General features: G+C 65.1%; 26 protein-coding genes. 19 read left to right on the forward strand and 7 right to left on the reverse strand.

What is annotated here, in order from left to right; all coding sequences use genetic code 11:
- The first annotated feature begins 18 nt into the window (after positions 1-18).
- The 9 genes from secD to VNK82_14105 all read left to right on the forward strand — a co-directional run bounded on the left by secD (position 19) and on the right by VNK82_14105 (position 8,573).
- Positions 19-1,635, forward strand: coding sequence for a protein translocase subunit SecD (gene secD, locus VNK82_14065; protein HXE92079.1), 1,617 nt, complete (start codon positions 19-21; stop codon positions 1,633-1,635).
- Between the two features lie 17 nt (positions 1,636-1,652).
- Entirely contained in the window at positions 1,653-2,885 is a 1,233-nt protein-coding gene (gene secF / locus VNK82_14070; GenBank protein HXE92080.1) for a protein translocase subunit SecF, read from the forward strand.
- A gap of 97 nt (positions 2,886-2,982) precedes the next feature.
- Positions 2,983-3,723 carry an energy transducer TonB gene (locus tag VNK82_14075; GenBank protein ID HXE92081.1) on the forward strand — a complete coding sequence of 247 codons (741 nt, stop codon included), beginning with the start codon at positions 2,983-2,985 and terminating at the stop codon, positions 3,721-3,723.
- Positions 3,724-3,890: 167 nt separating this feature from the next.
- A complete protein-coding gene (locus VNK82_14080; GenBank protein ID HXE92082.1) occupies positions 3,891-4,658 on the forward strand; it encodes a MotA/TolQ/ExbB proton channel family protein in 768 nt (255 codons plus the stop codon).
- A gap of 21 nt (positions 4,659-4,679) precedes the next feature.
- Positions 4,680-5,141, forward strand: coding sequence for a biopolymer transporter ExbD (locus tag VNK82_14085; protein ID HXE92083.1), 462 nt, complete (start codon positions 4,680-4,682; stop codon positions 5,139-5,141).
- A gap of 12 nt (positions 5,142-5,153) precedes the next feature.
- A complete protein-coding gene (locus tag VNK82_14090; GenBank protein HXE92084.1) occupies positions 5,154-5,594 on the forward strand; it encodes a biopolymer transporter ExbD in 441 nt (146 codons plus the stop codon).
- 26 nt (positions 5,595-5,620) lie between these two features.
- Entirely contained in the window at positions 5,621-6,433 is an 813-nt protein-coding gene (locus VNK82_14095; protein HXE92085.1) for a hypothetical protein, read from the forward strand.
- Positions 6,434-6,528: 95 nt separating this feature from the next.
- Positions 6,529-8,073, forward strand: a complete 1,545-nt coding sequence (gene accC / locus VNK82_14100) for an acetyl-CoA carboxylase biotin carboxylase subunit (protein ID HXE92086.1) — start codon at positions 6,529-6,531, stop codon at positions 8,071-8,073.
- The gene (locus VNK82_14105; protein HXE92087.1) at positions 8,070-8,573 is read left to right on the forward strand and encodes an acetyl-CoA carboxylase biotin carboxyl carrier protein subunit; all 504 of its coding nucleotides are present in this window, start codon (positions 8,070-8,072) and stop codon (positions 8,571-8,573) included. The genes accC and VNK82_14105 overlap by 4 nt, the downstream gene beginning before the upstream one ends.
- 111 nt (positions 8,574-8,684) lie before the next feature.
- Here the strand turns inward: VNK82_14105 and hslU are convergent, their stop codons facing one another.
- From hslU to VNK82_14125, 4 genes are all read right to left on the reverse strand, one after another.
- On the reverse strand, positions 8,685-10,067 hold the full coding sequence (gene hslU / locus VNK82_14110) for an ATP-dependent protease ATPase subunit HslU (protein HXE92088.1): 1,383 nt from the start codon (positions 10,065-10,067) through the stop codon (positions 8,685-8,687).
- Positions 10,068-10,108: 41 nt separating this feature from the next.
- Complete coding sequence (hslV, locus tag VNK82_14115; GenBank protein ID HXE92089.1) at positions 10,109-10,651, reverse strand: ATP-dependent protease subunit HslV; 543 nt, start codon at positions 10,649-10,651, stop codon at positions 10,109-10,111.
- Between the two features lie 70 nt (positions 10,652-10,721).
- Positions 10,722-11,159 carry a CBS domain-containing protein gene (locus tag VNK82_14120; GenBank protein ID HXE92090.1) on the reverse strand — a complete coding sequence of 146 codons (438 nt, stop codon included), beginning with the start codon at positions 11,157-11,159 and terminating at the stop codon, positions 10,722-10,724.
- Between the two features lie 225 nt (positions 11,160-11,384).
- Entirely contained in the window at positions 11,385-12,698 is a 1,314-nt protein-coding gene (locus VNK82_14125) for an amidohydrolase family protein (protein ID HXE92091.1), read from the reverse strand.
- A 187-nt stretch (positions 12,699-12,885) separates the two neighbouring features.
- On the opposite strand from VNK82_14125, the gene VNK82_14130 reads away from it, so the two are divergent.
- The 9 genes from VNK82_14130 to VNK82_14170 all read left to right on the forward strand — a co-directional run bounded on the left by VNK82_14130 (position 12,886) and on the right by VNK82_14170 (position 20,463).
- Entirely contained in the window at positions 12,886-13,833 is a 948-nt protein-coding gene (locus tag VNK82_14130; GenBank protein HXE92092.1) for a thioredoxin domain-containing protein, read from the forward strand.
- A complete protein-coding gene (locus VNK82_14135; GenBank protein ID HXE92093.1) occupies positions 13,817-14,974 on the forward strand; it encodes a SurA N-terminal domain-containing protein in 1,158 nt (385 codons plus the stop codon). Before VNK82_14130 ends, VNK82_14135 begins: the two co-directional genes overlap by 17 nt.
- Before the next feature lie 102 nt (positions 14,975-15,076).
- The gene (locus VNK82_14140) at positions 15,077-16,183 is read left to right on the forward strand and encodes a fibronectin type III domain-containing protein (GenBank protein HXE92094.1); all 1,107 of its coding nucleotides are present in this window, start codon (positions 15,077-15,079) and stop codon (positions 16,181-16,183) included.
- Positions 16,184-16,185: 2 nt separating this feature from the next.
- A complete protein-coding gene (locus tag VNK82_14145) occupies positions 16,186-16,977 on the forward strand; it encodes a fumarylacetoacetate hydrolase family protein (GenBank protein HXE92095.1) in 792 nt (263 codons plus the stop codon).
- Positions 16,978-16,993: 16 nt separating this feature from the next.
- Positions 16,994-17,638, forward strand: a complete 645-nt coding sequence (gene fsa / locus VNK82_14150) for a fructose-6-phosphate aldolase (protein HXE92096.1) — start codon at positions 16,994-16,996, stop codon at positions 17,636-17,638.
- 104 nt (positions 17,639-17,742) lie between these two features.
- Complete coding sequence (locus VNK82_14155) at positions 17,743-18,129, forward strand: hypothetical protein (GenBank protein HXE92097.1); 387 nt, start codon at positions 17,743-17,745, stop codon at positions 18,127-18,129.
- Positions 18,130-18,339: 210 nt separating this feature from the next.
- Positions 18,340-19,080 (forward strand): cytochrome c biogenesis protein CcdA, encoded by a 741-nt coding sequence (locus VNK82_14160; GenBank protein ID HXE92098.1) that lies wholly within the window; start codon positions 18,340-18,342, stop codon positions 19,078-19,080.
- Positions 19,077-19,670, forward strand: a complete 594-nt coding sequence (locus VNK82_14165; protein HXE92099.1) for a TlpA disulfide reductase family protein — start codon at positions 19,077-19,079, stop codon at positions 19,668-19,670. Before VNK82_14160 ends, VNK82_14165 begins: the two co-directional genes overlap by 4 nt.
- 298 nt (positions 19,671-19,968) lie before the next feature.
- Positions 19,969-20,463, forward strand: coding sequence for a protein-disulfide reductase DsbD domain-containing protein (locus tag VNK82_14170; GenBank protein HXE92100.1), 495 nt, complete (start codon positions 19,969-19,971; stop codon positions 20,461-20,463).
- 193 nt (positions 20,464-20,656) lie between these two features.
- Here the strand turns inward: VNK82_14170 and VNK82_14175 are convergent, their stop codons facing one another.
- Entirely contained in the window at positions 20,657-21,043 is a 387-nt protein-coding gene (locus VNK82_14175) for a hypothetical protein (protein ID HXE92101.1), read from the reverse strand.
- 82 nt (positions 21,044-21,125) lie between these two features.
- A complete protein-coding gene (locus VNK82_14180) occupies positions 21,126-22,856 on the reverse strand; it encodes a glutamine--tRNA ligase/YqeY domain fusion protein (GenBank protein HXE92102.1) in 1,731 nt (576 codons plus the stop codon).
- A gap of 222 nt (positions 22,857-23,078) precedes the next feature.
- On the opposite strand from VNK82_14180, the gene VNK82_14185 reads away from it, so the two are divergent.
- A complete protein-coding gene (locus tag VNK82_14185; protein ID HXE92103.1) occupies positions 23,079-25,925 on the forward strand; it encodes a diguanylate cyclase in 2,847 nt (948 codons plus the stop codon).
- 65 nt (positions 25,926-25,990) lie between these two features.
- On the opposite strand, the gene ispF is transcribed toward VNK82_14185, so the two are convergent.
- Positions 25,991-26,470 (reverse strand): 2-C-methyl-D-erythritol 2,4-cyclodiphosphate synthase, encoded by a 480-nt coding sequence (gene ispF, locus VNK82_14190; GenBank protein ID HXE92104.1) that lies wholly within the window; start codon positions 26,468-26,470, stop codon positions 25,991-25,993.
- Positions 26,471-26,517: the final 47 nt, after the last annotated feature.

Here is a 26,517-nt window from a genome sequence, read left to right on the forward strand (position 1 = left end):
TAGGGCGAAATCGTCCTGATGAAAAAGAACCTGCTGGGCAAGACGATCTTCATCGTGGTGGTGGTGCTGGCGTTCGCCTTCGGCATCGTCGGCATCCCCAGGACCTGGGATGCCAAGGGCTTGGCGGAGAGCATTCAGAGCCGCATCCACCTGGGGCTGGACCTGAAGGGCGGCACCCACCTGATCCTGCAGGTGGTGGTGAATGACGCGGTCAAGTCGGAATCGGACCGGGTGATCGAGCGTCTGAAGGAGGAACTGCGGAAGGCGAACATCGTCTACGCCGAGATGCGGCTGCCCGACGAGAAGAACGAGCCGGAGCGGATCGAGATCGGCGGCGTGGCCCCGGAGTCGAGCGGGGAGCTGCGGCGCATCGTGACCGAGACGCTGCCGGATTGGGACATGACCTCCGGGGTGGAGAACCGCTGGACCCTGCGCATGAAGCCGCAGCCGCTGGCGCTGTTGAAGGAGCGCAGCGTGCAGCAGGCGATCGAGACCATCCGCAGCCGGGTGGATTCGCTCGGCGTCAGCGAACCCGTCATTCAGGAGCATGGCCTGGGGCAGTACCAGATCCTGGTGCAGTTGCCGGGCGTGGATGACCCGGCGCGGGTGAAAGACATCATGCAGTCCACGGCGCTGCTGGAGATCCGGCAGTCGCTGGGCGGACCCTACGCCAGCGAGCAGGAAGCGGTGGCGGCCAACGGCGGCATCCTGCCGGCCGACGCGGTGTTGCTGCGGGGCTCGACCAGCGCGCGCCGCGACGGCGGCCCGCAAGAAGAGTGGTACCTGATCTCGCGCGCCTCGGCGGTGGCGGGCCAGGAACTGCGCGACGCCCGGGCCACCCGCGACGAATACGGACGCCCGGCGGTCAGCTTCGACCTGACCGGCGAGGGCGGCCGCCGCTTCTTTGCCTTCACCAGCGCCCACGTGGGTGACAACCTGGCCGTGGTGCTGGATAACCGCGTGGTCGAGGTGGCGCGCATCGAGGAGCCCATCCGCGACAGCGGGCGCATCACCGGCACTTTCACCGAGCAGCAGACGCGGGACCTGGCGCTCAAGCTGCGCTCGGGCGCGCTGCCGGCCTCCATCCAGTACCGCGAGGAGCGCACGGTAGGGCCGTCGCTGGGCGCGGATTCCATCAAGGACGGAGTGAAAGCCGCCATCATCGGCCTGGTGGCCGTGATGGGATTCATGCTGCTCTACTACCACTGGGCGGGCATCAACGCCAACGTCGGCCTGCTGCTGAACCTGGTGATCCTGCTGGGATTCCTGGGATTGAGCGGGGCGACCCTGACCCTGCCCGGCATCGCGGGCGTGATCCTGACGGTCGGCATGGGCGTGGATTCGAACGTGCTGATCTTCGAGCGCATCCGGGAAGAATTGCGCAGCGGCAAGACGGCGCCCTCGGCGGTGGAGCAGGGCTTTTCGCGCGCCTGGCTCACCATCGTGGACACGCACGTGACCACCATCGTTTCGGCGGCCATCCTGTTCATCTTCGGCACCGGGCCGGTGCGCGGGTTCGCGGTCACACTGACCTTCGGCCTGCTGGCCAATCTGTTCACGGCGGTATTCGTCTCGCGGGTGATTTTCGACGCCATCCTGCAGCGCAAGGAACGGGGCGCCGCCCTGAGCATCTAGGAGAGTAGGAACGACCAGTGGAACTGTTTCGCAACGCGAATTATGACTTCCTGGGGCGCAAGTGGCTCTTCATGGGCGGCTCCGTAATCCTGCTGCTGGTGGGGCTGGTCTCGCTGGGGCTGCGGGCGGGCTCGTGGCGCCTCTGGCAGGGCGTTCCCCTGGGCGTGGACTTCAAGGGCGGCACGCTGGTCTACGTGAAGTTCAGCCACCCGCCGAACGAGGACAAGATCCGCGCCGACATGCAGGCGGCGGGACTCTCGAACGCCCGCATCCAGCGCTACGGCGCGCCGGGCAACAACGAAGTCATCATCGCGCTGGAGCAGAGGGCCACCACCGAGGAAGCCCTGGACCAGGGCAAACTGGCCATCATCCAGGCGCTGGGCCAGGACGCGCCGGCCGGCAAGCTAGACCTGAACAACACCGGCACGCGAGCGCTGCAGGATCGCCTGCTGGCGCGCGATCCGCTGCGGGCCGGCAGCGATGCCGCAGCGCGCTACGCCGAGATCGCGAAATCCATCACCGACTACCGCGACCAAGAGCGCGGCGGCGTGCTCAGCTCCGTGGAAGAGCTGAAGGGCCGGGTGGATGCCGCGGTGCTGCAGACGCTGCAGGAGGAGTTCTTCGTCTCCGACTTCGGGGTGCGCAATGTGGAGATCGTGGGGGCGCAGGTGGGGGCGCAGCTCCGGCGGCAGGCCCTGCTGGCGACGCTCTATTCGCTGGCCGGCATGCTGATTTATATTGCGGTGCGCTTCGAGCCGGTGTACGGTGCGGCGGCCGTCGTGGCGGTGTTTCACGACACGCTGATCACGGTGGGCGCTTTCTCGGTGGCCAACAAGGAGATTTCGCTGACGGTGATCGCCGCCATCCTGACCCTGGTCGGCTACTCGATGAACGACACCATCGTGATTTTCGACCGCGTGCGCGAGAACCTGAAGCTGATGCGCCGGGCGCCGCTGGCGGAGGTGATGAACCGAAGCATCAACCAGACGCTGAGCCGGACCATCCTGACTTCGGGCCTGACATTCCTGACGGTGCTATCCTTGTACCTCTTCGGGGGCGAGGTGCTGAACGGGTTTTCCTTCGCCCTGGTGGTCGGCATCCTGGTCGGGACCTATTCTTCGTTCGGCATCGCGGCGCCGCTGGTGGTGCTGTACTACGAAAGGAAGGCTCAAAAAGAGGGCCGGGGTCCGGTCGCCGTGGCGGGGGAAGGTTCCAAGCGGGAGCGAGAAAAAATCCGCGCAAAGGCGTAAGATACTGGGCCTCGCCGGAGGCCGGAGGGGATTGGAGCAAAGCGGGCCCCGGCGGTGTCTAACATCGTGAGGGAGTGCAGGCAAGGGAGAGAAGTGTATGTTTGAAGACAGCCTGATCGAATCCACCAGCCGGTTCAAGACCAAGCAGAAATGGACGACGCTGCTGTCGTTCGTGCTGCAGGCGTTCCTGATCATGATCATGATCCTGATCCCCCTCATCTATACCGAGGCCCTGCCCAAGGCGCAGCTTACGACCTTCCTGGTGGCGCCGCCCCCGCCGCCGCCTCCTCCGCCGCCCCCGGCGGAAGTGATCCGGGCGGTCAAGGTGGTGCAGACGGACATCATCGACGGGCAGCTTCGCTCGCCGACCAAGATTCCCCAGAAGGTGGCGATGATCAAGGAAGAAGAAGCGCCGCCGCCGGTGTCGGCGATGGGCGGAGTGGTGGGCGGCGTACCGGGCGGCGTGCCCGGCGGCTCGATGGGAGGCGTGCTGGGCGGCATCATCGGCTCGACCACTGTAGCCGTGCCCAAGGCCGTGACCCCGCAGCGCATCCGCGTGTCGCAGGGCGTGGTGGAAGGCAACGCCATCAGCCAGCCCAAGCCGTTGTATCCGGCCATGGCCAAGATGGCCCGCGTGCAGGGCCAGGTCGTATTGCAGGCCATTATCAGCAAGACAGGGGTCATCGAGAACCTGCGCGTGGTCAGCGGCCACCCCATGCTGCAGCAGGCCGCGCTGGACGCGGTACGGCAGTGGCGTTACCGCCCGTATCTGCTGAACGGGGAGCCGGTGGAAGTGGAAACCACGATCACCGTCAACTTTACGCTGGCCGGCGGTTAAGCGAGTTTGAAACGGGAGGGCAAGCCTTCCCAAGGGAGTTTTGAAGCCGGAACCCGGGCGGGCGGAGGCCCGGAAGCAAAGGGCGCGAGCCCCCGGCAAGGCAATCTCACGACCGCACCCGAAAAACCCGGTCTTACCGAAGTTTCTGAGGAGGAGAAAACCGAGTCATGGTCCTGACAAATCTAACAACCTTTGTTCTTACCCAGTCCCCGCTGGTGGCGATGTGGATGCTCCAGGAAGGCGGCGGCCAGGTGGGATGGGATCCAGTCTCACTGTGGAAGCAGATGGGCTGGCTGGCGCGCATCGTGGTGGTGATCCTGTTCATCGAGTCGGCGTGGTCGATCGGCGTGATGATCGATCGCTGGATCGCCTACAGCGCGGCCCGCAAGCAGTCGCGCGTGTTCGCGCCGCAGGTGGCGGGAGCGCTGCGCGAGGGCAAGCTGGATGAAGCCATCCGCGTGGCCGAGCGCAACAAGAAGAGCCACCTGGCCAAGGTCGTGACCGCGGGCTTGCAGGAGTTCCGCGCGCACCAGGAATCCACGGAACTGGCGGGCGAGCAGATCGAAGCTTCCAAGCGCGCACTGGAGCGGGCGCAAGCCATCGTGCACGCCGAGCTGAAGCGCGGCCTGGGCGGACTGGCCACTATCGGCGCCACGGCTCCCTTCGTCGGGCTGCTGGGCACCGTGGTCGGCATCCTCAACGCCTTCAAGCAGATTTCAGAGCAGAAGGCGACCGGTCTGGGCGCCGTGGCGGGCGGCATCTCCGAAGCTCTGGTGGCCACCGCCATCGGGCTGTTCGTCGCCATCCCGGCGGTGATGATGTACAACTACTTTTCCGCCAAGGTCGAGGCCTTCGACGTGGAGATGGACAACTCCTCGAGCGAGCTGATCGACTACTTCCTGAAGCGGCGGCAGGTCGTGAAGCGGGCGTCGTAAGACGGCCGCGGGAGTCCAGGCATGGCAGTCAAGCGCAAGTTGCCGATCAACTCCGACATCAACGTCACGCCCATGGCGGACGTGATGCTGGTGCTGTTGATCATCTTTATGGTGGTCACGCCCATGCTGCAGAAGGGCGTGAGCGTGGACCTGGCCAAGACCGACAACCCGGTCCAGATGCCCGATGCCGACAAGGAAGACGCCCTGCTGGTGGCCGTGATGCGCGACGGCAAGGTGTTCTTCGGCACCGAGCAGATCGGTCCGGATGAGCTGACCCAGCGCGTCAAGGACCGCATCGCCAACCGGGTGGACAAGCGCGTCTACATCCGCGCGGACGCGCGCGCCCGCTACAAGAACGTGGTCGAGGTGGTGGATAACGTCCGTTCGGCGGGCGTGGACCAGCTCGGCCTCTTGACCGAGCAGCGTCGTCCGCTGGCCGGGAAGGAAGGGGCGCCGCCCCCCGGAGGCGGCGGCCAGCCGTAGAGGAGAAGGCATATGGCAATTTCTATCGGAGGGCCAGGTGGCGGTCCCAAGTCGGACATCAACATCACGCCGCTGATCGACGTCATGCTGGTGCTGCTGGTCATCTTCATGGTGATCACGCCGCTGACACCCAAAGGGCTGGAGGCGCTGGTACCTCAGCCGCCGCCGCCCAACCAGCAACAGCAACCGCCCAGCGTGGATCGCACGATTGTGGTGCAGTTGATCAAGGCGCCGGGCCGCCCGGCGTTGAAGATCAACCAGGATGATGTCACCTGGGAGACGCTCAAGACCCGCCTGGAAGACATCTACAAGACGCGCGCCGAGCGGGTGATGTTCGTCAAGGCGGATGATGACGTCGAATTCTCAGAAGTGGCGCAGGTCATCGACATCGCGCACTCCGCCCAGGTGGACAAGGTGGGCCTGATCACCGCCAAGATCGAGGCCGGCCAGTAGACTCCTCAGGGAGAGAACCGACCAAGATGAGAACCGCACAACGCATCCTGCTGCTGGTGGCCCTGGCCGGGCTGGCGCTGGGCGCTTCCGGCTGCAACAAGCTCAAGGCCCGGGACCGCCTCAACAAGGGCGTGCAGGCCTACAAACAGGCCAAGTACGAGGACGCGATCGAGCGCTTCAAGGAAGCCGTCGAGCTCGACCCGCAGCTCAAGAACGCCAAGCTGTACCTGGCCACGGCCTACGCGCAGCAGTTCATTCCCGGAGTAGAAAGCCCGGAGAACATGCGCACGGCGGAACTCGCCATCGAGCAGTATTCCAAGGTACTGGAGGGCGACCCGCGCGACCTGACAAGCCTGAAGGGCATCGCCTCGCTGTACTTCAACATGAAGAAGTTCGACAAGTCGAAGGAATACCACCGCAAGGTGATGGAAGTGGATCCCAACGATCCCGAGACCTACTATTCCATCGCCGTGATCGACTGGACGGAGAGCTACGCGCTCCGTCAGGAGAAGCGGGCAGCCATCGGCCTGCAGCCCACCGAGCCGCTGAAAGACAAGAAAGTGTGTGCGGAGCTGGTGCAGGCGAACTCGACGCGGGTGGAGGAAGGGATCGATTTGCTGAAAAAGGCCATCGACCTGCGCCCCGACTACGACGACGCCATGGCCTACCTGAACCTGCTCTACCGGGAAAAAGCCGACATCCAGTGCGACAACCCGGAACTGCGGGCCGAGTTGCTCAAGCTGGCCGACGAAATGGTGGAGAAGACCATGGCCGTGAAACAGAAACGGGCCGCGGAAGCCGAAAAACACGCGCCTGGCGGCGTGACCCTCGGCCAATAGCTGTAGTCCTCCTCAGAAAAGCGAGGCCCCTCGAAGCGAGGGGCCTTTCCTTTTAGAATCGAGATGTCGCCTGGGTTGCACCGAAGCATCCGTCCATGTTCCGCAAGATCCTGATCGCCAACCGGGGTGAGATTGCGGTGCGCGTGCTGCGCGCCTGCCGCGAGATGGGCATCGCCACGGTGGCCGTGTACTCGGAGGCCGACCGTGCCTCCCTGCACGTCCGGCGAGCCGACGAAGCCTGCTGCATCGGAGGGGCCGCGGCGACGGAGTCCTACCTGAACATGGCGAAAATCCTCGAGGCCGCGCGGCGCAGCGGGGCCGAGGCCATCCATCCCGGCTACGGCTTTCTCTCTGAGAATGCAAGATTCGCGCGCGCCTGCGTCGAAGCGGGGGTGAAGTTCATCGGGCCGCCCGCGGAGGCCATGGAACGCATGGGCTCGAAGACGCGCGCCCGGCAGGCCATGGAGCAGGCGGGCGTACCGCTGGTGCCGGGGACGGCGCGCGGCCTGGCATCGGTCGAGAAAGCAGCACAGGTTGCGGCCAGAATCGGCTACCCGCTACTGCTCAAGGCTTCCGCTGGTGGAGGCGGCAAAGGCATGCGCCGCGTGGACACTCCCCAGGAACTGGCGGCCGCGTTCCGCGACGCCCAAAGTGAAGCCGAGCGCGCCTTCGGGGATGCCGAGGTGTACATCGAGAAGCTGCTCGAGCGGCCGCGTCATATCGAAGTCCAGGTGCTGGGCGATGAGCACGGCCATCTGATCCACTTGGGCGAGCGCGAGTGCTCCCTGCAACGGCGCCACCAGAAGGTCCTGGAGGAATCGCCTTCATCCCTGGTGGACGCCGAAATGCGGCGCCGCATGGGCGAAACAGCAGTGCGTGTAGCCCGCGCCGCCGGCTACGCCAGCGCCGGCACCGTCGAGTTCCTGGTGGACGCCGACCGCAACTTCTACTTCCTGGAGATGAACACCCGCCTGCAAGTGGAGCACCCGGTGACGGAGATGGTCACCGGGCTCGACCTGGTGCAGTGGCAGATCCGTATCGCGGCGGGCGAGCGCCTGCCCTTCAGGCAGGACGACATCCAGATGCGGGGGCACGCCATCGAGTGCCGCATCTACGCCGAGGATCCGGACAACAACTTCTTTCCATCACCCGGCAAGATCACCCGGCTGCTGGCGCCTTCGGGCCCGGGCATCCGGGAGGACAGCGGCATCTACGAAGGCTGGACCGTGCCTCTGGAGTACGACCCGCTGCTTTCGAAGCTGGTGGCACACGCGCCGACGCGCGCCGAAGCCGCGGCCCGCCTGTCCCGCGCCTTGGACGAGTACTTCGTGGGCGGCATCAAGACCACGTTGCCGCTGTTCCGGCGCCTACTGCGTCATCCGGATTTCCTGGCGGGAAGGCTCGACACGGGCTTCCTCGACCGGCTTCTGGAAAAGGCCGAGGAAACTCCCGCGACGACCGATGGCCTGACCGCGGATCACATTGCGGCCATCGCTGCGGCCGTGTTTCAGGCCGAAGGACACTCGGCGGCCCAGGTGCCGACCGGTGTCAGGACGAATGGAGCGCGTCCCTCGGCTCCGGAGCGGCCCTCGGGATGGAAGCAGGCGGCGCGACGGGAGGCGCTGCGCCAACAGGAATGACCTACGAAGTGCGCATCGACGGCCAGAGCTACCGCGTGGAGCTGGAGCGCGGAGACCAGCCCAACGACTGGCGCTGCCGGCTGGACGGTCGCGAACTGGCGCTGGACGCCGTGTTCCCCGAGCGCGACCTGCTCTCGCTGCTGGTGGGCGGGCGTTCCTATGAGATCAAGCGGGAAGTGGTGGGCCGCGACCTGCACATGGTGCTGGCCGGCGTGCGCCGTCAGGCGGAAGTGCGCGACCCGCGAACGCTCAAGTCGCGCCGTGCCGGAGAAGCCGCCGGCGGCGGCCCCAGGAAGCTGGTCGCGCCCATGCCGGGCAAGGTGGTGCGGCTACTGGTGGCGGAGAACGACGCCGTCGAGGCCGGGCAGGGAATAGCGGTGATTGAGGCCATGAAGATGCAGAACGAGCTCAAGTCACCGAAGAAAGGCGTGGTGCGGAAGATCCTGGCCAGCGAAGGCGCGGCAGTGAATGCGGGAGAGACGCTGGCGGTGGTGGAGTGAGAACCATCTGGTCATGTCATATTCTGGTCATCTGGTGATCTGAGCGGAGGGTGGCCCGGCCGTGAAGAGTCGTCGTCCGCCGCGGCGGACCCGGAATGACGCGGGCTGCGACTAGAGAATGTACCTTGACAAGTCCTGGTCCTTGACGATGTCGGCCAGCATCTTGCGCACGTAGTCGGCGTCCACGGTGATCTCGCGCTGCTTCATCTCCGGGGCGTCGAAGCTGATCTCATCGAGCACGCGTTCCATGATGGTATGCAGGCGACGCGCGCCGATGTTCTCCGTGGATTCGTTCACGCGGAAGGCGAAACGCGCCACTTCCTCCAGCGCCTCCTGCGTGAATTCGAGCTTCAGGTTCTCGGTCTCGAGCAGCGCGGTGTACTGCTTGACCAGCGACGACTTGGGTTCGGTCAGGATGCGGATGAAATCCTCGATGGTGAGCGAGTGCAGCTCCACGCGAATGGGGAAGCGGCCCTGCAGCTCGGGGATGAGGTCGCTGGGCTTGGAGACGTGGAAGGCGCCGGCGGCGATGAACAGCACGTGGTCGGTGCGCACCATGCCGTAGCGCGTGTTGACCGTGGTGCCCTCGACGATGGGCAGGATGTCGCGTTGCACGCCTTCGCGGGAGACGTCGGGCCCATGCCCGCTCTCGCGCCCGGCGATTTTGTCGATCTCATCCAGGAAGATGATGCCGCTTTGTTCCACGCGCTGCAGCGCGGTGCGCTGCACCTGGTCCATATCTACGAGGCGCTGTTCCTCTTCCTGCACCAGGTAGTCCATGGCCTCGCTGACCTTCATTTTCCGCTTCTTGGTGCGTTGCCCGAAGATATTGGGCAGCATGTCCTTCACGTTGATGTCCATCTCCTCGACGCCCTGGTTGGAGACGATTTCGAAAGTAGGGAAGGACTTTTCGCGCACCTCGATCTCCACCACGCGGTCATCGAGCTTGCCTTCGCGCAACTGCTGGCGCAGCTTCTCGCGGCTGCGGGTGTAGCTTTCGCCGCCGTCACCGGGTACGCCGAAGCCCGGAGCCGAGGGCGGCAGCAGGAGGTCAAGCAGGCGCTCTTCGGCGTTGAGCTCGGCGCGGTCGGCCACGTCCTCCAGCTTCTCCCCGCGCACCATCTCAATGGCAATCTCCACCAAATCGCGCACCATGGACTCGACGTCGCGGCCGACGTAGCCCACCTCGGTGAACTTCGAAGCTTCGACCTTGAGGAAGGGTGAATTGGCCAGCCGGGCCAGGCGGCGCGCGATCTCCGTCTTGCCCACGCCGGTGGGGCCGATCATGATGATGTTCTTGGGCATGATCTCTTCCGCCATGTCGGGCGGGAGCTTCTGCCGGCGCATGCGGTTGCGCAGCGCGATGGCCACGGCGCGCTTGGCCGCCTTCTGCCCCACGACGTACTTGTCCAGTTCGCTGACGATCTCGCGCGGCGTCAGCTCGTCCAGGACGACCTGTTCTTCCTCTGCGGTTCCGGGTAGGTAGATGGCCATGACTTCAGTTCTCAGTTCCCAGTCCTCAGCGGACCAGGTCCCTAGAGCTCCTCCACGGTAATGTGCTCATTGGTATAGATGCAGATTCGGGCGGCGATCTTCATGGCTTCTTCCACGATTTTTCGCGCCGGCAACTGGGTGTGGTCGTAGAGAGCGCGGGCAGCGGAGAGCGCATAAGGTCCGCCGCTGCCGATGGCGGCGATGCCGTCGTCGGGCTCGATGATGTCTCCGGTGCCGCTGATCAGGTAGGTAGTGGTCTTGTCCGTGACCAGGAGCAGCGCTTCCAGGTGGCGCAGGATCTTGTCCGTGCGCCAGTCCTTGGCCAGCTCTACAGCCGCCCGCCCCAGGTTGCCGTGGAACTGTTCGAGCTTCGATTCAAATCGACTGAAGAGCGAGAAGGCGTCGGCGGTGGAGCCCGCAAAACCGGCCAGGATCTTGTCCTGATAAAGCCGCCGGATCTTCTTGGCCGTGTGCTTGAGGACGTCGTGGCCGACGGTGACCTGGCCGTCGGCCGCCATCACCACGGCGCCGTCGCGGCGCACGCACAGGACAGTGGTGGAACGCACTGGTAGTGTCTTCTTCATGAGCGCAATCTTCGATTATACGAGGTTTTGTTAACTGACCACTGGCCACTGACCACTGACAACCGGGTTCTCACCCGCCCTGGGCGTCGTTGGTCAGCGAGGTCTCCAGCGCATCCAGTTGATGGGAAAGGTCGTCCACCAGCGATTGCAGCAGGTTGCGGATGGAGAGGATGCCAAGCAGTTTGCCGTTGGCGTCCGTGATGGGCAGGTGGCGGATGTGGCGCTCCAGCATGATGTTCAGCGCCTCGCTGGCGGTCATCTCCAGGCCCGCCATCTCCACCGGCGTGGTGGCGATGTCCTTCACAGGCGTGCGGGCGGGGTCCTTGCCGCTGAGGGCGAATTTCTGCAGCACGTCGCGCTCGGTGAAGATGCCCGCCACCAGTCCGCGGTCGTCCACCAGGGCGACGGCGCCCACGCGGTGTTCGAGCATGCACTGGATGGCATCCTTCACGCTGGCCTGCACCCCTACGGTCGCCGGGTTCTCGTCACACAGTTCCAGGATGTTCATCGGGCACCTCCTTCACGCGTTTGGAAGCCTGCATTATGCTCCTGGACGGGCGCGTGTCAATAGCTCACGACTCCAAAAGGCTTCACCGCCGAGATCGCCGAGCGCGCCGCCATTGTCGTTCCGAGCGAAGCGAGGAATCCCCACCCGCGTAGGACTGTCAGGGTAGAGGGAGGCTTCGCTTCGCTCCGCATGACAACCAGCGTCTGGGAGCCTACGGATCAGGTATCAGTCACTCTTTTTGAAGAGCTTGCCGTCCTTCATCACGAACGTCACCCGCTCAAGTTCGCGCACATCCTTCAGGGGATCGCCATGGACCGCGATGATGTCGGCGTACGCGCCGGGCGCGATCACCCCCAGCTTGCCCTGCATGCCGAGCAGCTCCGCGGCGCGCGACGTGGCCGCGCGGATGGCCTCCGCCGGTGTCATGCCGAACTCCACCATATGGCGGAACTCCTGCGCCATGGGCTCGCTCCAGGGAAAGCCGCCGGCGTCGGTGCCAAAGGCGATCTTCACGCCCGCCTTCATCGCCTTCTGGAACGATGGCCCGTGCACTTCGACGCGCTTGCGGTCCAGGCGGCCTTGCGGCGTGTTCTCCGGCTCCCAGTAGAAGTAGTAGGGCGAGAAGGTGGGCACGTACCACGTTCCCTGGCGGACCATCTGCTGGATGGCGGCGTCGTCGAGTTCCAGGCCGTGCTCGATGGAGTCGCAGCCTCCGTCGAGAGCTCGGTGCAAGCCTTCGCCGTTGTAGGCATGGCAGGCGACCTTCTTCCCCCAGCCGTGGGTCTCATCCACGATGGCGCGCAGCTCCTCCAGCGTGAGCGTGGGTTGCGATTGCAGGCGTCCCTGCTCGTCCACCCAGGAGCGATGGGTCATGTAGACCTTGATCCAGTCGGCGCCGTGGTCGAGCTGTTCGCGCGCCGCCTTGCGGGCTTCCACCGGCCCGTCCACGATCTGCACGCCTTTGGGCACGGTGATCTCCGGCGCGTAGCCGCGCAAGAGATAGCCGCCGGTAGAGGAAATGGCGCGGGTCGAGGCGAAGATGCGCGGTCCGGGAATGTATCCCTGCTCGATGGCCTGCTTGATGCCGACGTCGCCGTAGCCGGCGCCTTCGGTTTCCACGTCGCGGATGGTGGTGAACCCCTGCTCCAGCGCCCGGCGCGCGGAAACCGTGGCTCGCGCTGCCCGGAACGCCAGCCCGTGCTTGAGCAACTGCACGTCGTAGCCCCCCTCCGCGGGGTCCTCTCCTTGCAGAAAGATGTGGGTGTGCGTGTCGATCAGGCCGGGCAGGACGGTCGCCGACGAAAGATCGATGACCTGAGCGCCCGGCGGCAAGGTCACCTTCGCAGCTTCGCCTACGGCCTCAATGCGGCCGCCGCGGACGACGATGACGACGTTGCGGCGCGGCCCGGCCTCGGTGCCGTCGATCAGCGTCCCGGCACGGATGACCACCACCGGTTCCGCTCCGGCTGCAGCCGTTTGCGCCACGGCGCCTGCCGTGCAGACCGCCGCTGCCAGAATCACTCCAGTGAACCAGCGCATCGAAGCCTCCTCGTTGACCAGGGCGTATAGGAATACGCCCCGGCGCCCGGACTTGCCAAGTGGGTAATCGCAGGGCGATTACGTTGGTTTGGCCCCGCCGGTGAGCCGGACGTCCCGCGCAAGACGCCTTCGCAGCCCGCATGCGATAATAGAAGCTCATTCGATGCTCAGGCGGCTAACTATGTGGATGTTCCGTTCTTCGGTGGCGCTGGCGCTGTTGGTGTGCGTGGGGTGCTCGGCGCAATCGGCCACCAATGAAACCAACCGGCGCCTGGAGCGCCAGGTGCGCGTGTACTTCAAGGTCCCGGCCACGGTAAACGTCGCGGTCAAGGAACGCAAGCCCAGCGACTTCCCGGGTTTCGAAAAGGTGACCGTAACGCTCTCCGACGATACGCGTTCCAGCAGCTACGACTTCCTGCTCTCCCAGGACGAGAAAACGCTCTACCGCCTGACGACTGTGGACATCAGCAAGGATCCGTTCGCCGAGAACGTGAAGAAGATCGACACCACCGGCCGGCCCGTCCGCGGCAACAAGGACGCCAAGGTCGAGATCGTCGTCTACGACGACTTCCAGTGTCCCTACTGCGCGCGCATGCACGGCTATCTCTTCCAGGACATCATTAAGACGCACGGCGACCGCATCCGCGTGCTGTACAAGGACTATCCGCTGCAGAGCATCCATCCCTGGGCCACGCACGCCGCCATCAACGCCAACTGCCTGGCGGCGCAGAACCATGACGCGTATTGGGACTTCGCCGACCGCATCCATCTGAACCAGAAGGAAGTCACGGGCGAGAACCGTCCGCTGCCGGAGCAACTGGCCGTCCTGGACAGGATCGCGATGGAGTACGGCGGCAAGCACAAGCTGGACGCGAGCCGGCTGGAGGCCTGCATCAAGAAGGCGGATGATTCCGCCGTCCGCGCCTCCATCGCGGAAGGCGACGCCCTCGGCGTGGACTCGACCCCGCAACTGTTCATCAACGGGGAGCTGGTCGCGGGAGCGGTGCCGCCCAAGGACCTGCGCGCGGTGCTGGACCGCATTCTGGTGGAGAACGGCCAGCAGCCGCCGGCTGCGGCAGCGCAGAACGCGGGCGCGCCTTCGTCGGCGCCCGCGCAAAGTGTTCCGAACAACTGAGACGGGAAGCCTTCCCGCCGGCGTGCAGCGTGCGCAGCGGCCGGGCGAGGCCTCCCTGGTGGAGGAAGTGACCCTCTTGAACCCGACTCGCTTTCGCATCTGCACCCCAGTGGTTTTCCTGCTGGCACTGACTCTTTTGGCCGGATGCAAGAAGACGGAAAGCTCCGCCGATACTGCCGCTACCGTCAACGGCCGCAAGATCCTGCGCAGCGAAGTGGACAAGTACTTCGCCAACCAGACTTCGGGCGCGCCGCAGCCGCCCAAGGGCGAGCAGGCCACCAGCCTGCGCCTGAGCATCCTGCGCGACCTCATCGATCAGGAGATCATGATGCAGCGCGCCGAGAAGCTCGGCCTGCTGGCGACCGATGCCGAAGTGGACAGCAAGCTCACCGAGTTCAAGGCCCCCTACACCCAGGAGGAGTTTGACAAGCGCCTGAAGGAGCGCAACCTCACCCTCGACGATCTGAAGCGCGACCTCCGCCGCAACCTGACCATCCAGAAGGTCCTCAACAAGGACATTTCCTCCAAGATCACCATCTCCGACGCCGACGTCTCCGGTTACTACGAGGAGCACAAGGCTGAGTTCAACCTCATCGAGCCGCGCGTGCACCTGGCCCAGATCGTGGTCACCACCGCGCCCAACCCGCAGGTCCGCAATCAGAAGAACTCCAAGGCGCAGAACGAAGCCGAGGCCCGCAAGAAGATTCAGGAGATCATGAACCGCCTGGAAAGCGGCGAGGACTTCGCCACCCTGGCCATGAACTGGTCCGAGGACCCGCAGACCGCCTCCAACGGCGGCGACCTGGGTTTTGTGCCGGAGTCGGCGCTGAAGCAGGGCGAGGAGCCCGCCACCCGCGACGCCGTCATGCGGCTCAAGCCGGGCGAGACCAGCGGCATCATCCCGGTGGTGAACCCGCGCACCCGTGAGCTGTGGGGCTTCCGCATCATCCGGGTGCTGGCCAAGGAACCCGCCGGGCAGCGCGACCTCAACGATCCCCGCGTGCAGGAGATCATCCGCGGTCAGCTCCGCGAACGCCGTGAGCAGCTTCTCAAGGCCGCCTACTACGAGGTGGTCCGCAACGAGGCCCGCATCGAGAACCTGCTGGCCAAGGAAGTGCTGGGCAGCGCCGAGAACAAGTGAGCGCATGGCGTGCCGGTTCGCTCGGCCTCGCTGGTCGAGGACCTGAGACCTTGACCCGACACCTGACACCTCGCACCCGACCTGTTACCCTGTAACGCTCGCATGAACCGGCTTTCCGCCTTCCCGGCCGCGGGGTTGCTGTTGTTGTGTGCGGCGTGCGCGGTGCCCGGGGCGCCCCAGCCTCCTTCTCTGGAGCTTCCGCGCCCGGTTCGCGACCTTGAGGCGCGGCGCAAGGGCGACCGTGTCCTGCTGGCCTGGACGCCCCCCGCCGAAACCACGGACGCCACCCGCATCGCCCGCCCGGGCGTGACGCGCGTGTGCCGCTTGCCGGATGCGCAAGCCACCACGTGTGCCCCGGCGGGCGAACTTGTCGCCGGTCGCTGGGCAGGCGTCCCACGCGCGGAGTTCACCGACCGCATCCCGCCGGAGGAGCAAAGTGCGAACCCGGCCGGATTCCGCTACTACGCCGTTGAAACCCTGAACGACCGCGGCCAGAGCGCCGGACTCTCCAACCGCGTCCAGGTTCCGCTCGCGCCCACGCTCGAGCCCCCGAGCGACCTGCGGGCCGCACTCAGCGCCGAAGGCATTACGCTCACCTGGACCGGTCGCATCCATCAGCACGCAGAGCCGCAGATGCGCCATCGGTATCGCCTGTACCGTCGCAGTCCCGGCGGGCCGGATGCGGTCATCGCCGAGTTCCTGCTCACCACCGCGCCCGAAGCGCGCATTGTCGACCGCGCCTTCGACTGGGAAAAGACGTACCAGTATCGCGTCGCCGTGGTCACGGTTTTTCCGCGGGATGGCGAAGCGCCCATCGAAGTGGAGGGCGAGGACTCGGCGGCGGTAGAAGTCGTAGCCCACGATACCTTCCCGCCTGCAGCACCCACCGGCCTGCAAGCGGTTTCTTCCGCGAGCGGTGCCGAGCGATTCGTGGACCTCATTTGGACCGCGAACACCGAGGCCGACCTCGCGGGCTATCACGTCTATCGCCGCGACCCCACGCCGCCGCACCGGCGCGCAGCCGGCACCGGCGATCCTGGTGAATTCCTGCCGCCCCGCCGCATCACCTCCGAATTGGTGAAAGCCCCCGCCTTCCGCGACTCCCAGGTCGAGCCCGGGAAGCGATATCTTTACTCGGTCACCGCCGTAGACGTGCGCGGCAACGAGAGCCCGCCCTCGGCGGAAGCGTCCGAGACGGTGCCCGAGTAGCCATGCGATTCTGCCGCTTCCAATCCGCCGAGGGTCCGCGCTACGGCCGCATCGACGCCGTCGCCGGGCGCGATTGCATCATCGAGATCATCGCGCCGCCCTTCCCGCCCGCGGGCGTCGAGCCGGCGCAGCCGCTGCCCCGTCCGCTGCCCGTCGAGTACGCGCAACTGCTGGTTCCCGTCGAGCCCTCGAAGATCGTCTGCATCGGCCGCAACTATCGCGAGCACGCCAAAGAACTGGAGCACGAGATTCCGACCGAGCCCATGTTCTTCCTCAAGCCGCCGTCCTCGCTTCTTGCGCACGCAGGAGTCATCCGCTGCCCGCGGGAATCCCAGCGCGTGGACCACGAGGGCGAGCTGGCCCTGGTCATCGCCCGCACCTGCTCCCGACTGGCCGAGGGCGAGGACGTGCGGCCGTTCATCCTCGGCTACACCTGCCTCAACGACGTGACCGCCCGCGACCTGCAGCCCAAGTCCGGCCCCTGGACCCGGGCCAAGGGTTTCGACACTTTCTGTCCCGTGGGCCCGCTGGTGAGCGATGGGCTGGATCCCTGGGCTGGGGTGGCGGTCGAAACCCGGGTGAACGGTCAGGTGCGCCAGCAGGGAAACACACGCGATTTCCTGTTTCCCCTCGATGCTATAATCCGTGCCATCTCCCGCGTCATGACCTTGCTTCCCGGCGACCTCGTCGCTACGGGCACGCCCGCGGGCGTGGGCCCGCTCCAGACCGGGGACACAGTGGAGGTGAGCGTGGAGGGCGTGGGCACCTTGCGCAACACCGTCATGGACGAGTGATACAGGTGCAACCAAGATGAAATTCTTCCTCGACACCGCCAACCTGAACGAGATTCGCGAGGCCGCCGCCCTCGGCATCCTCGACGGCGTCACCACCAACCCGTCTCTGGTGGCCAAGGAGGGCAAGCCCTTCAAGGAGACCATCCTCGAGATCTGTTCCGTCGTGGATGGCCCGGTGAACGTTGAGGTGGTCGCCACCGATGCCGGCGGAATGTGCAGGGAAGCGCACGACTACGTCACCTGGCACAAGAGCGTGGTGGTCAAGCTGCCCACCACGCGCGAAGGATTGAAGGCCTGCAAGTGCCTTTCCGGGGAGGGCATCCGCACCAACCTGACGCTGTGCTTCTCACCCAACCAGGCGCTGCTGGTGGCCAAGGCCGGAGCCACCTATGTAAGCCCCTTCGTGGGCCGCCTCGATGACATCAGCCACGTGGGCATGGACGTGGTCCGCACAACGGTGCAGATCTACCGGAATTACGGCTACGCGACGCAGGTGCTGGCGGCGTCCCTGCGGCATCCTCTGCACGTGGTGGAGGCCGCGCTGGCCGGCGCGCACGTGGCCACCATGCCTTTCAAGGTTTTCGAGCTCATGCTCAAGCATCCGCTGACCGATCGCGGCCTGGAACAGTTCCTCAAGGATTGGGAGAAAGCGAAGAAATAGTGGCTAGTGGTCGGTGGCCAGTGGTCAGTTTCAGAATCCCCAAGGTCCTTTCTTCCCGCCATCCTGAGCGCAGGATCTCGGTTTTCTTCCCGCGACTTTAGCCAATGGATCGTACGCTTCTCTACATCACCTCCGCGGCTGTCGCCATCGCCGGCTCGGCTGCCGCCGTCTCCTGGTTCCGTCGCCGTAAGACTCCCGAGCAGCGCGAGCGCGAACGGCGCCAGCGCCTGGTGGCGACCGGCCGCATCATCGACGGCACCATCCTCGATGTGCACGAGGTTCCTTCGACCGCAGGTCCGCTGCAACTGCTCGTCTACCGCTACGACGTGCGCGGCGTTTCCTACGAAGCCTCGCAGGACGTCACCCATCTGCGTCAATACCTGGACCTCCACTCCTGCCGTATCGGCGTGCCCGCCGCCGTGAAGTACGACCCCCACAATCCCGGCGACTCCATCGTCATCGCCGAGGGCTGGTCGGGCCTCCGGTCATAACCCTTGCGGTGCCCCGCCTCAGGTCTGCGCGATGCTCTTCCGCGCAGACGTGGGGAAAGGCCGCGCTGACGCCATGCCCCGGGGCTACAGAGTGTCCCGGATTCCGCGTAACCGTCGGCCGTACCAGGCATCTACATGATTTGGCGGCACTAACTGAAATCCGGCTGTGCTCCCGTGGTTTTGCAACTGCGTTGATACAATAAACTGCAGATGTCGAGTCTTCCGCTTCCCATCGCGGCGTTCGTGGCAGGGCTGGTGTCGTTCCTTTCGCCCTGCGTGCTGCCGCTGGTCCCCGGCTATGTTTCGCTCATCTCCGGCGTGGGTGTGGAAGAGCTCAAGACCCGCGAGCAGCGCCTGCTGGGCGCCTTGATGCGCAACTCGCTGATGTTCATCCTGGGCTTCTCGGCAGTGTTCATCGCGCTGGGTGCGGTTGCGACCACGGTGGGGCAGATGGCCCGCGACTATTACCCCATCCTGACCCGCGTGGCCGGCCTGGTAATCATCGTGTTCGGCCTGCATCTCACCGGGTTGATGAAGATCAAGGCCCTCTACGCGGATAAGCGCCTGCACAGCGTCAAGGGCGGCTCCACCATGGCGGGCGCCTTCCTGGTGGGATTCGCCTTCGCCTTCGGCTGGACGCCCTGCATCGGGCCCATCCTGGCTACCATCCTGGCGCTAGCGGGCTCGCAGGAGCAGGTCATCCAGGGCGTCGCTCTGCTGGCCGTGTACTCGCTGGGACTGGCGGTGCCGTTCCTGCTGACTTCGCTGGGCATCGACCGCTTCCTCGAGTTCTACGCGCGCTTCCGGCGGTACTTGAATGCGGTGGAGGTCGGCAGTGGCGTTCTGCTCATCCTCATCGGTACTCTGGTGTTCACGCGCAAGCTGACCCTGCTGGCGGGATGGTTGAACCAGATGCCCGTCTTCCGCTGGCTGGTTGAGGGATATCTGTGAAGCGCAACGCAATCGTGCTTTCGGTAGTGACGCTGGCGGTGGCCCTGATGCTCTATGCCGGCAGCCGCCTGGCCGTGCCCCACGACAAGCCTGCCGCAGGCGGCAAACTGCGCGGCAATCCGCAGGGCGCGCTGGCGCCCGACTTCACCTTGCAGTCACTCGACGGGCGCACCGTGCGCCTGGCCGATCTGCGCGGCAAGGCCGTGGTGCTGAACTTCTGGGCCACCTGGTGCGGGCCCTGCAAGATCGAAATGCCCTGGCTGGACGAGTTCCAGAAGAAATACAGCGCCCAGGGCGTGGAGGTCATCGGCGTCTCCATGGATGAGGACCGCAGCAAGGTGGGCCCCTTCATCCAGGAGCTGGGCGTCGGGTACACCATCCTGCATGGCACCGAGGAAGTCGGTGACGCCTACGGCGGCGTGCAGTTCCTGCCCGCCACCTTCTATATCGATCGCGAAGGCAAGATTGTGGACCGGGTCTTCGGCCTGGTGAGCCACAGCGAGATCGAGGGCAATATCAAGAAGTCCATGGGCACGGTCGCCGCCGTCCCACCGGCGCAGGAGCATGCAGACACGCACGAGGGACATTGAGCCGATGTTCGGGTTCGTATCAGGGGACGACTTCAGTCGTGCCGATACGCAGCCATTAACCATGGGGCTTTAGCGCGTGAGGTAAGGCGAGATGAATTCAGGACCAACCCGCGAAGCGCGCGGCAGTATGAGAAGGTGCCCCATGTCTGCGCCTTGGCGTTCGGCGCAGACGCGGGAAAAATGGGCTCTACAGCAGTCGCGAAGCGACGGCAAATCGATAGCCCAGCACGTAAGTGCTGGGTGGCAGAAGCGAGTGGCGCCCGAGTCCCGTAGGGACGGCACCCAGGGAAGAGAAACGATGTTCGCGAAACTAACCTCCGGATTCTTATTGATGGCCCTGTTCACCCTCCCGCTCGCCGCGCAATGGAGCAATCCGCCGACGGCACCGACGGTGAACGTCGCGCCGGTCGCGCCCATCACCGTAGCCGCGGGAAAGGCCACGCAGGTGCCCATCCGCTTCACGCTCACCAAGGGCTTCCACGTGAATTCCAACGTCCCCCGGTCGGAGCTGCTTATCCCCACCGTGCTCATGCTCAACGCTCCCGCACCTGCGATTACCTTCGATATCGCCTATCCCAAGGGCGAGGACGTGGCCTTCGACTTCGCGCCCAAGGAGAAGCTGAATGTCTACACGGGCGAGTTCATCCTGAACGTGCGTGTGAAGGCGGCGCGTTCTGCAGCTGCGGGCACCCACAAAGTCGCAGGCGACCTGCGCTACCAGGCCTGTAACGACCGTGCCTGCTTCCCGCCGAAGAAAGTTCCCGTGGCCTTCGATCTCGTAGTGACTAAATAGCTCTGGGTACGACTGACATCGTGCCGAACAGGCAGACGACCCCTAGGCAGCGGATACCATGTTGACGATCAGCAATTCGTCAGTCGCGAAGCGACGGAAACTCGAAAGCCCAGCACGTTAGTGCTGGGTGAAGATTGGAGAACGGTCCGAGTCGCGTAGCGACGGCACCTGAGAGAAATCTGACCAACCTTAATCACTCCGTCCGTATCTGCATCGTGTCGTCGATGCTGAGCTGGCGCGGCACGCCCCGCTCAGGCGTCCCCGTATGCGTGGCCACGATGCGGAACCCGCCCTCGGTAATCTCCGCCGAATACTGATACGGCCCGCGGCTGTTCGTCGGCATGGAGATGTCACCGGCCGCGCGCAGCTCGTCGATGGTGGCGTACTTGCCCTCGGTGGCGAAGTGGCGCCGCTCAGCATTGGCCAGCGCGATCAGGTCGTTCTTCACGCCCGCCACATCGATGGTCGCCCGCGGGCTGCCTCCCTCCGTCGGCGCCACGTTCTGCGCCTGGCGCGTGAAGATGTAGAAGCCAACCGCTACCACCACCAACAGCCCGACGAATCCCAGCGCCCGTCCCATGATGCCCTCCGCTCGGGCATTCTAATGCTGTATGGCTCACGTTTGTCGTGTCTGGAAGACATGCAACTTTTCCCTCATGGGTTCACAGCGCTTTTTCGATCTTCGCCCAGGTGTCCTTCAGCGCCACCGTCCGGTTGAACACCGGCTTCCCCGGCTTGGAATCGGGATCGACGCAGAAGTACCCTAGGCGCTCGAACTGGTAGCGTGCGCCGACCGCCGCCCCGGCCAGTGAAGGCTCCAGCTTGCAGCCGCTGAGAATGACCAGCGAGTTCGGATCAAGATTAGCGGTGAAGTCCTGGCCGTCCTCCGTCTGGTTGGGGTCGGGCTTGGTGAACAGCTTGTCGTAGAGCCGCACTTCGGCGTCAAGCGCATGCGCCGCTGACACCCAGTGGATGGTCGCTTTGACCTTGCGTCCGTCCGGAGCATTCCCGCCCCGCGTGGCAGGATCGTAGGTACAGCGCACCTCGACCACTTCGCCCTTGGCGTCCTTCACCACGCTCTTGCAGGTTACGAAGTAGCCGTAGCGCAGCCGCACTTCGCGGCCGGGCGCCAGCCGGTGGTAGCCCTTGGGCGGGTCTTCCCGGAAGTCGTCCTGCTCGATGTAAAGCTCCCGTGAGAAAGGAACCTTGCGAGTTCCCGCAGCGGGATCTTCCGGGTTGTTGACGGCTTCGACTTCCTCCACCTGCCCTTCGGGGTAGTTCTCGATCACCAGCTTCAGGGGGCGGAGCACGGCCATCACCCGCGGCGCGCGCGCGTTCAGCTCCTTGCGCACAAAGTGCTCCAGCATCGCGTAGTCGGTCGTCCCGTTGGTGCGCGAGACGCCCACCGCGGCGCAGAAATTGCGGATGGCCTCCGGCGGAAAGCCGCGCCGCCGCAGCCCGCAAAGCGTGGGCATGCGCGGATCGTCCCAGCCGCTCACATGACCTTCCTGCACCAGTTGCAGCAGCTTGCGCTTGCTCAGCACCGTGTAGGTGAGGTTGAGGCGGTCGAACTCGATCTGCTGCGAAGGAAAGATGCCCAGGTTCTCGATGAACCAGCGGTAGAGCGGCTGATGGTCGGCGAACTCCAGCGTGCACATCGAGTGCGTGATTCGCTCGATGGAATCGCTCTGGCCGTGCGCATAATCGTAGGTCGGATAGATGCACCACTTGTTCCCGGTGCGATGGTGCGCTGCATGCACGATGCGGTACATCACCGGATCACGCAGGTTCAGGTTGGGTGAAGCCATGTCGATCTTCGCGCGCAGCGTCCGCGACCCGTTGGGGAACTCGCCCTTGCGCATGCGCCCGAACAGGTCGAGGTTCTCCTCGACCGAGCGGTTGCGATACGGGCTTTCGCGGCCGGGCTCGGTCAACGTGCCGCGATATTCGCGGACTTCATCGGCGCTCAGATCGTCCACGTAGGCCTTGCCCGCCTTAATGAGTTGAACGGCCCACTCGTAGAGCTGATCGAAGTAGTCGGAGGCGTAGAACAGGCCGTCCCACTCGTAGCCCAGCCAGCGCACATCTTCTTGGATGGACTCGACGTACTCGGTTTCCTCCTTTTCCGGATTGGTATCGTCGAAGCGCAGGTTGGTGCGGCCGCCGAATTCGTCGGCGAGGGAAAAGTCGAGGTAGATGGCTTTGGCGTGCCCGATGTGGAGATACCCGTTGGGCTCGGGAGGGAACCGCGTCTGGATAACGGCGTCGCCGAACTTCCGCGTCCGCAGATCCTCGACGATGATGTCGCGGATGAAGTTCGAGGGCTTCACCTCGGCCGAGGCGGCCGCTCCGGCGTCCACGGCAGGCTTCGGGTTCTTGGCGGCTTCGGGCATGGGCGGAGCCAATCTCCATCTTAGCAACTGGGCCTACTCCTGCAGTTGGAACGCCCGCAACCGGCCCCACATGCCGCCCAACCGGGTACCTTAGTAACCTCGGAACGCATTGACGGAGGCTGGGTTCGGCCCTATAGTGCAGACAAAACCGTTTGCCGCATCGAGGCCGGTTCGCGCGTCCCTGGCCATCCCCGGGCGAGATGCCGCGCGGTGGGACACTGGGTGGATATCAATCTGATTCGGACGCTGGCGGAAGCAGCCTTCGCCCTGCTGCTGCTCGCTTCGTTTTCTCTCTACCTCCGCCGCCGCACTACCCGCCTGCACGGGCAGATCCACGAAAACCTGCTGGCGTTTTCCAGTCTGGACGTGGATCCGCGGCGCATGATGGACGCCACTGACCTCGTCCCCAGCCTGCAGAAGTTCCTGGACCGGCTGGCCACGCTGCTCCGGGTGGAGAGCATCGCCATCTCGATCGAAGGCCCACTGCGCAGCACGCTGCCTTCAGTGCAGCGCGGCTTCACCAAGGACTTCCTGGAGCGCGGGGAGCGCTACGGCGGCCTGGCGGCGCTGGCGCAGTTAGCGCGTGCCCGCGGAGGGATTTACTCGACGCTCGACCTGCAGGCAGAAGCGCGCCTCGATCCGGAACGGGCGGCGGCAGCCTGGAGTGTTTTCCAACCGGACAAAGTGTGGTCCGTGACCGCCGTCCGCCTGGAGACGCATGAGCGCGAGATGGGCCTGCTGGTGTTCGGGCATCCGCGCGGCCAGACCTTCAGCCAGGAGCAGCTCCGCCTGCTCAAGGGCGTGGCCATGCAGATCGCCCTGACGCTGGAGAACTACGTCTTCATGCATGACGCTCAGCGGCGCACGCGCGAGTTCGAATTGATGACGCAGATCGGGCAGGTAGTGAGTTCGCGCCTCGATCCCGATGAAGTGCTGCTGGCCGTGCAGCGTGAGCTGGGCCGCCTGTTCGACACCTCGACCTTCTACGTAGCGTTCCAGTTCGGCGACCAGATCCGCTTCGAGCTGGAGGTCGATGAAGGGGAGATCCGGCCCAAGCGCTCCACCAAGGCCGGCAACGGTCTGACCGAGTACATCGTGCGCACCGGACGTCCGCTGCTGGTGGAAGCGGACATGGAGACGGTTCGTACGCGCCTGGGGCTCGATGGCAGCCTGCGCCCGTCAAAGTCGTTCTGCGGCGTGCCCATCCTGATGTACGGACGGCCGGTGGGCGCCATGGCCGCCATGCACTACGCCAAGGAGTACGTCTACGGGCAGCGCGACCTGGACGTGATGACCACGGCTTCCGGCTACGTGGCCGTGGCCATCGAGAACGCGCGCATGTTCGCTGAGGAGCAGCGCCGCTCGCGCTACCTGGGCTTTTTGAACAACATCTCCAAGACCGCCATCTCCAGCCAGGACGCCGACCAGATGATGGCGGAGATCGTGGGCGAGATCCAGAAGAACTTCCACTACGACCACATCGGCATTGGCTTGCTGGACTACGCCACCAAGGACATTGAGATCAAGGCCGAAGCCGGCTCCACGGCGCAGGCGCTGGGCAAGCGCGTGCCGCTGGGCGTAGGCATTCTGGGCCGCGCCGCGCGCACCTCCGAGATGGTGCTGGTGCAGAACACCGGTGAGAGCCATTTGCTGGGCATCCTGCCGGAATCGAAATCGGTGCTGTGCGTCCCCATCGCCTACAGCGAGACCATGCTGGGCGTGCTGAACGTGGAGAGCCGCCGGGAGAACGCCTTCAGCGAGCAGGAAGTGCTGATCCTGCGCACGCTTGCCGACCTGCTGGCGACCGCGCTGCACAACGCCTTCGTCTTCCAGAAAATGCAGCAGCAGTCCATCACCGACGGCCTGACCGGGATCAAGACAAGGCGCTTCTTCGTGGAAGCCCTGCAGGCAGAGTGGAAGCGCGCCTCGCGTACCGGGCGCCCGTTCTCGGTTGTGCTGATCGACCTGGACAAGTTCAAGGAAGTGAACGACTCGATGGGGCACCTGGAAGGCGACCTGGTGCTGGCGCGCATCGGGCGCCTGCTGGAGCAGAAGGTGCGGCAGTCGAACGTGGTGGCCCGCTACGGCGGGGACGAGTTCATCATCCTGATGCCGGAAACCGGAATGGAACAGGCGCAGATCCTTTCCGAGCGCCTGCGGCTGTGGATCGCCACCGATCCCATGCTGAACGAGCGCCACATCACCGGCAGCTTCGGGGTGGCCACCTTTCCGCTCCACGGCGCGACGGTGGAGGACGTGGTGCGCGTGGCCGACGCGGGCATGTACGTCTCCAAGCGCAAGGGCGGCAACCACGTCTCCATCGCGGGCGAGTTCGCCGAAGGCGGGCAGCAGCCCCACCAGCAGCTCATCTCCAGCTACGTGGAGGGCTTCCTGCAGCGTGAACACACGGGACCGTCGGCGGCCGAGGAACTGGTGAGCACCCTGCGACAGTTGAGCTCCGAGTGCAGCGAAGGGGACCGCGCCGAAGTGCTGATGAACGCGCTGCGCACGCTGACGCGCGCCGCCGAGTCGCGCGAGATCGCCGCCTCCGGGCACGGCGAATCCGTGGCGCGAATCGCCGAGGCCATTGGCCGCGAATTGATGCTCAAGCCGGAGGACCTGGCGGACCTGGTCTACGCCGCGCGTATCCACGACGTGGGCAAGATCGTGATTCCCGAGCGCTTCCTCAACAAGCCGGACCTGCTCAACGACAGCGAGTACACCGTGGTGAAGGAGCACGTACGCTTGGGAGCGCAACTGCTGGAGCTGGTTCCCGGCGCCATGCGCGTGGTGCGTTTTGTGCGCCACCATCACGAACGCTTCGACGGCACTGGCTACCCCGACGGGCTCAAGGGCGAAGAGATCCCGCTGGGCGCGCGCATCATCGGCGTGGCCGAGGCCTATGCCCTCATGACCACGGAGCGGCCGTACGCCCAGGTGCGCAGCCAGCAGGAAGCCATCGCGGAGATGGAGTCGCTGAGCGGCACGCAGTTCGACGGCATGCTGGTGCGCCTGCTCGTCCACCACCTGAAGACCAAGGCCGAAGCTCCGGCGCGCAAGGGCCGGTAGCCGCCTTCAGCGCGCCAGCCGGACGAAGAACGCGAATGCTCTCATAAGCCGTCGGACCAGGACGGTCAACGGCGTTGCCGCGGGCGGCGGGTGAGCAAGACCACCACCTGCGCCATGGCGGTGTTGCGCAGGCCCAGGCCCTCCGGCGTCTTTGCCTTCAGGCTGACAGCCGAGACAGCAACGCCGAGGAGTCCGGCCACGTGTTTGCGGATGCGCAGGGCATGCGGGCCGACTTTGGGCTCTGCCAGCACCAGGGTAGAATCCACGTTGGCGACGCGGAAGCCTGTGCGTGCGACCTGCTTCAACGCTTCGCCCAGGAAGATGGCGGAGTCCGCGCCCTTCCATTTCTTCTCCGAGGGCGGAAAGTAGGAGCCGATGTCACCGGCGGCCACGGCGCCCAGCAGGGCGTCGGTCAGGGCGTGCAGCAGGACGTCGCCGTCGGAATGCCCGGCCAGGCCGCGCGGGTGCGCCAGCCTCACCCCGCCCAGCTTCAGCGGGATGCCGCGACGAAAAACGTGCGAATCAAAACCGTAGCCGATTCTCATGCTCTTCCGCCGCGGATTCACGCGGATGAACGCGGATTCTTCTTTCT

The sequence above is a fragment of the Terriglobales bacterium genome, assembly GCA_035573675.1.
Classification (GTDB): Bacteria; Acidobacteriota; Terriglobia; order Terriglobales; family Acidobacteriaceae; genus DATMAB01.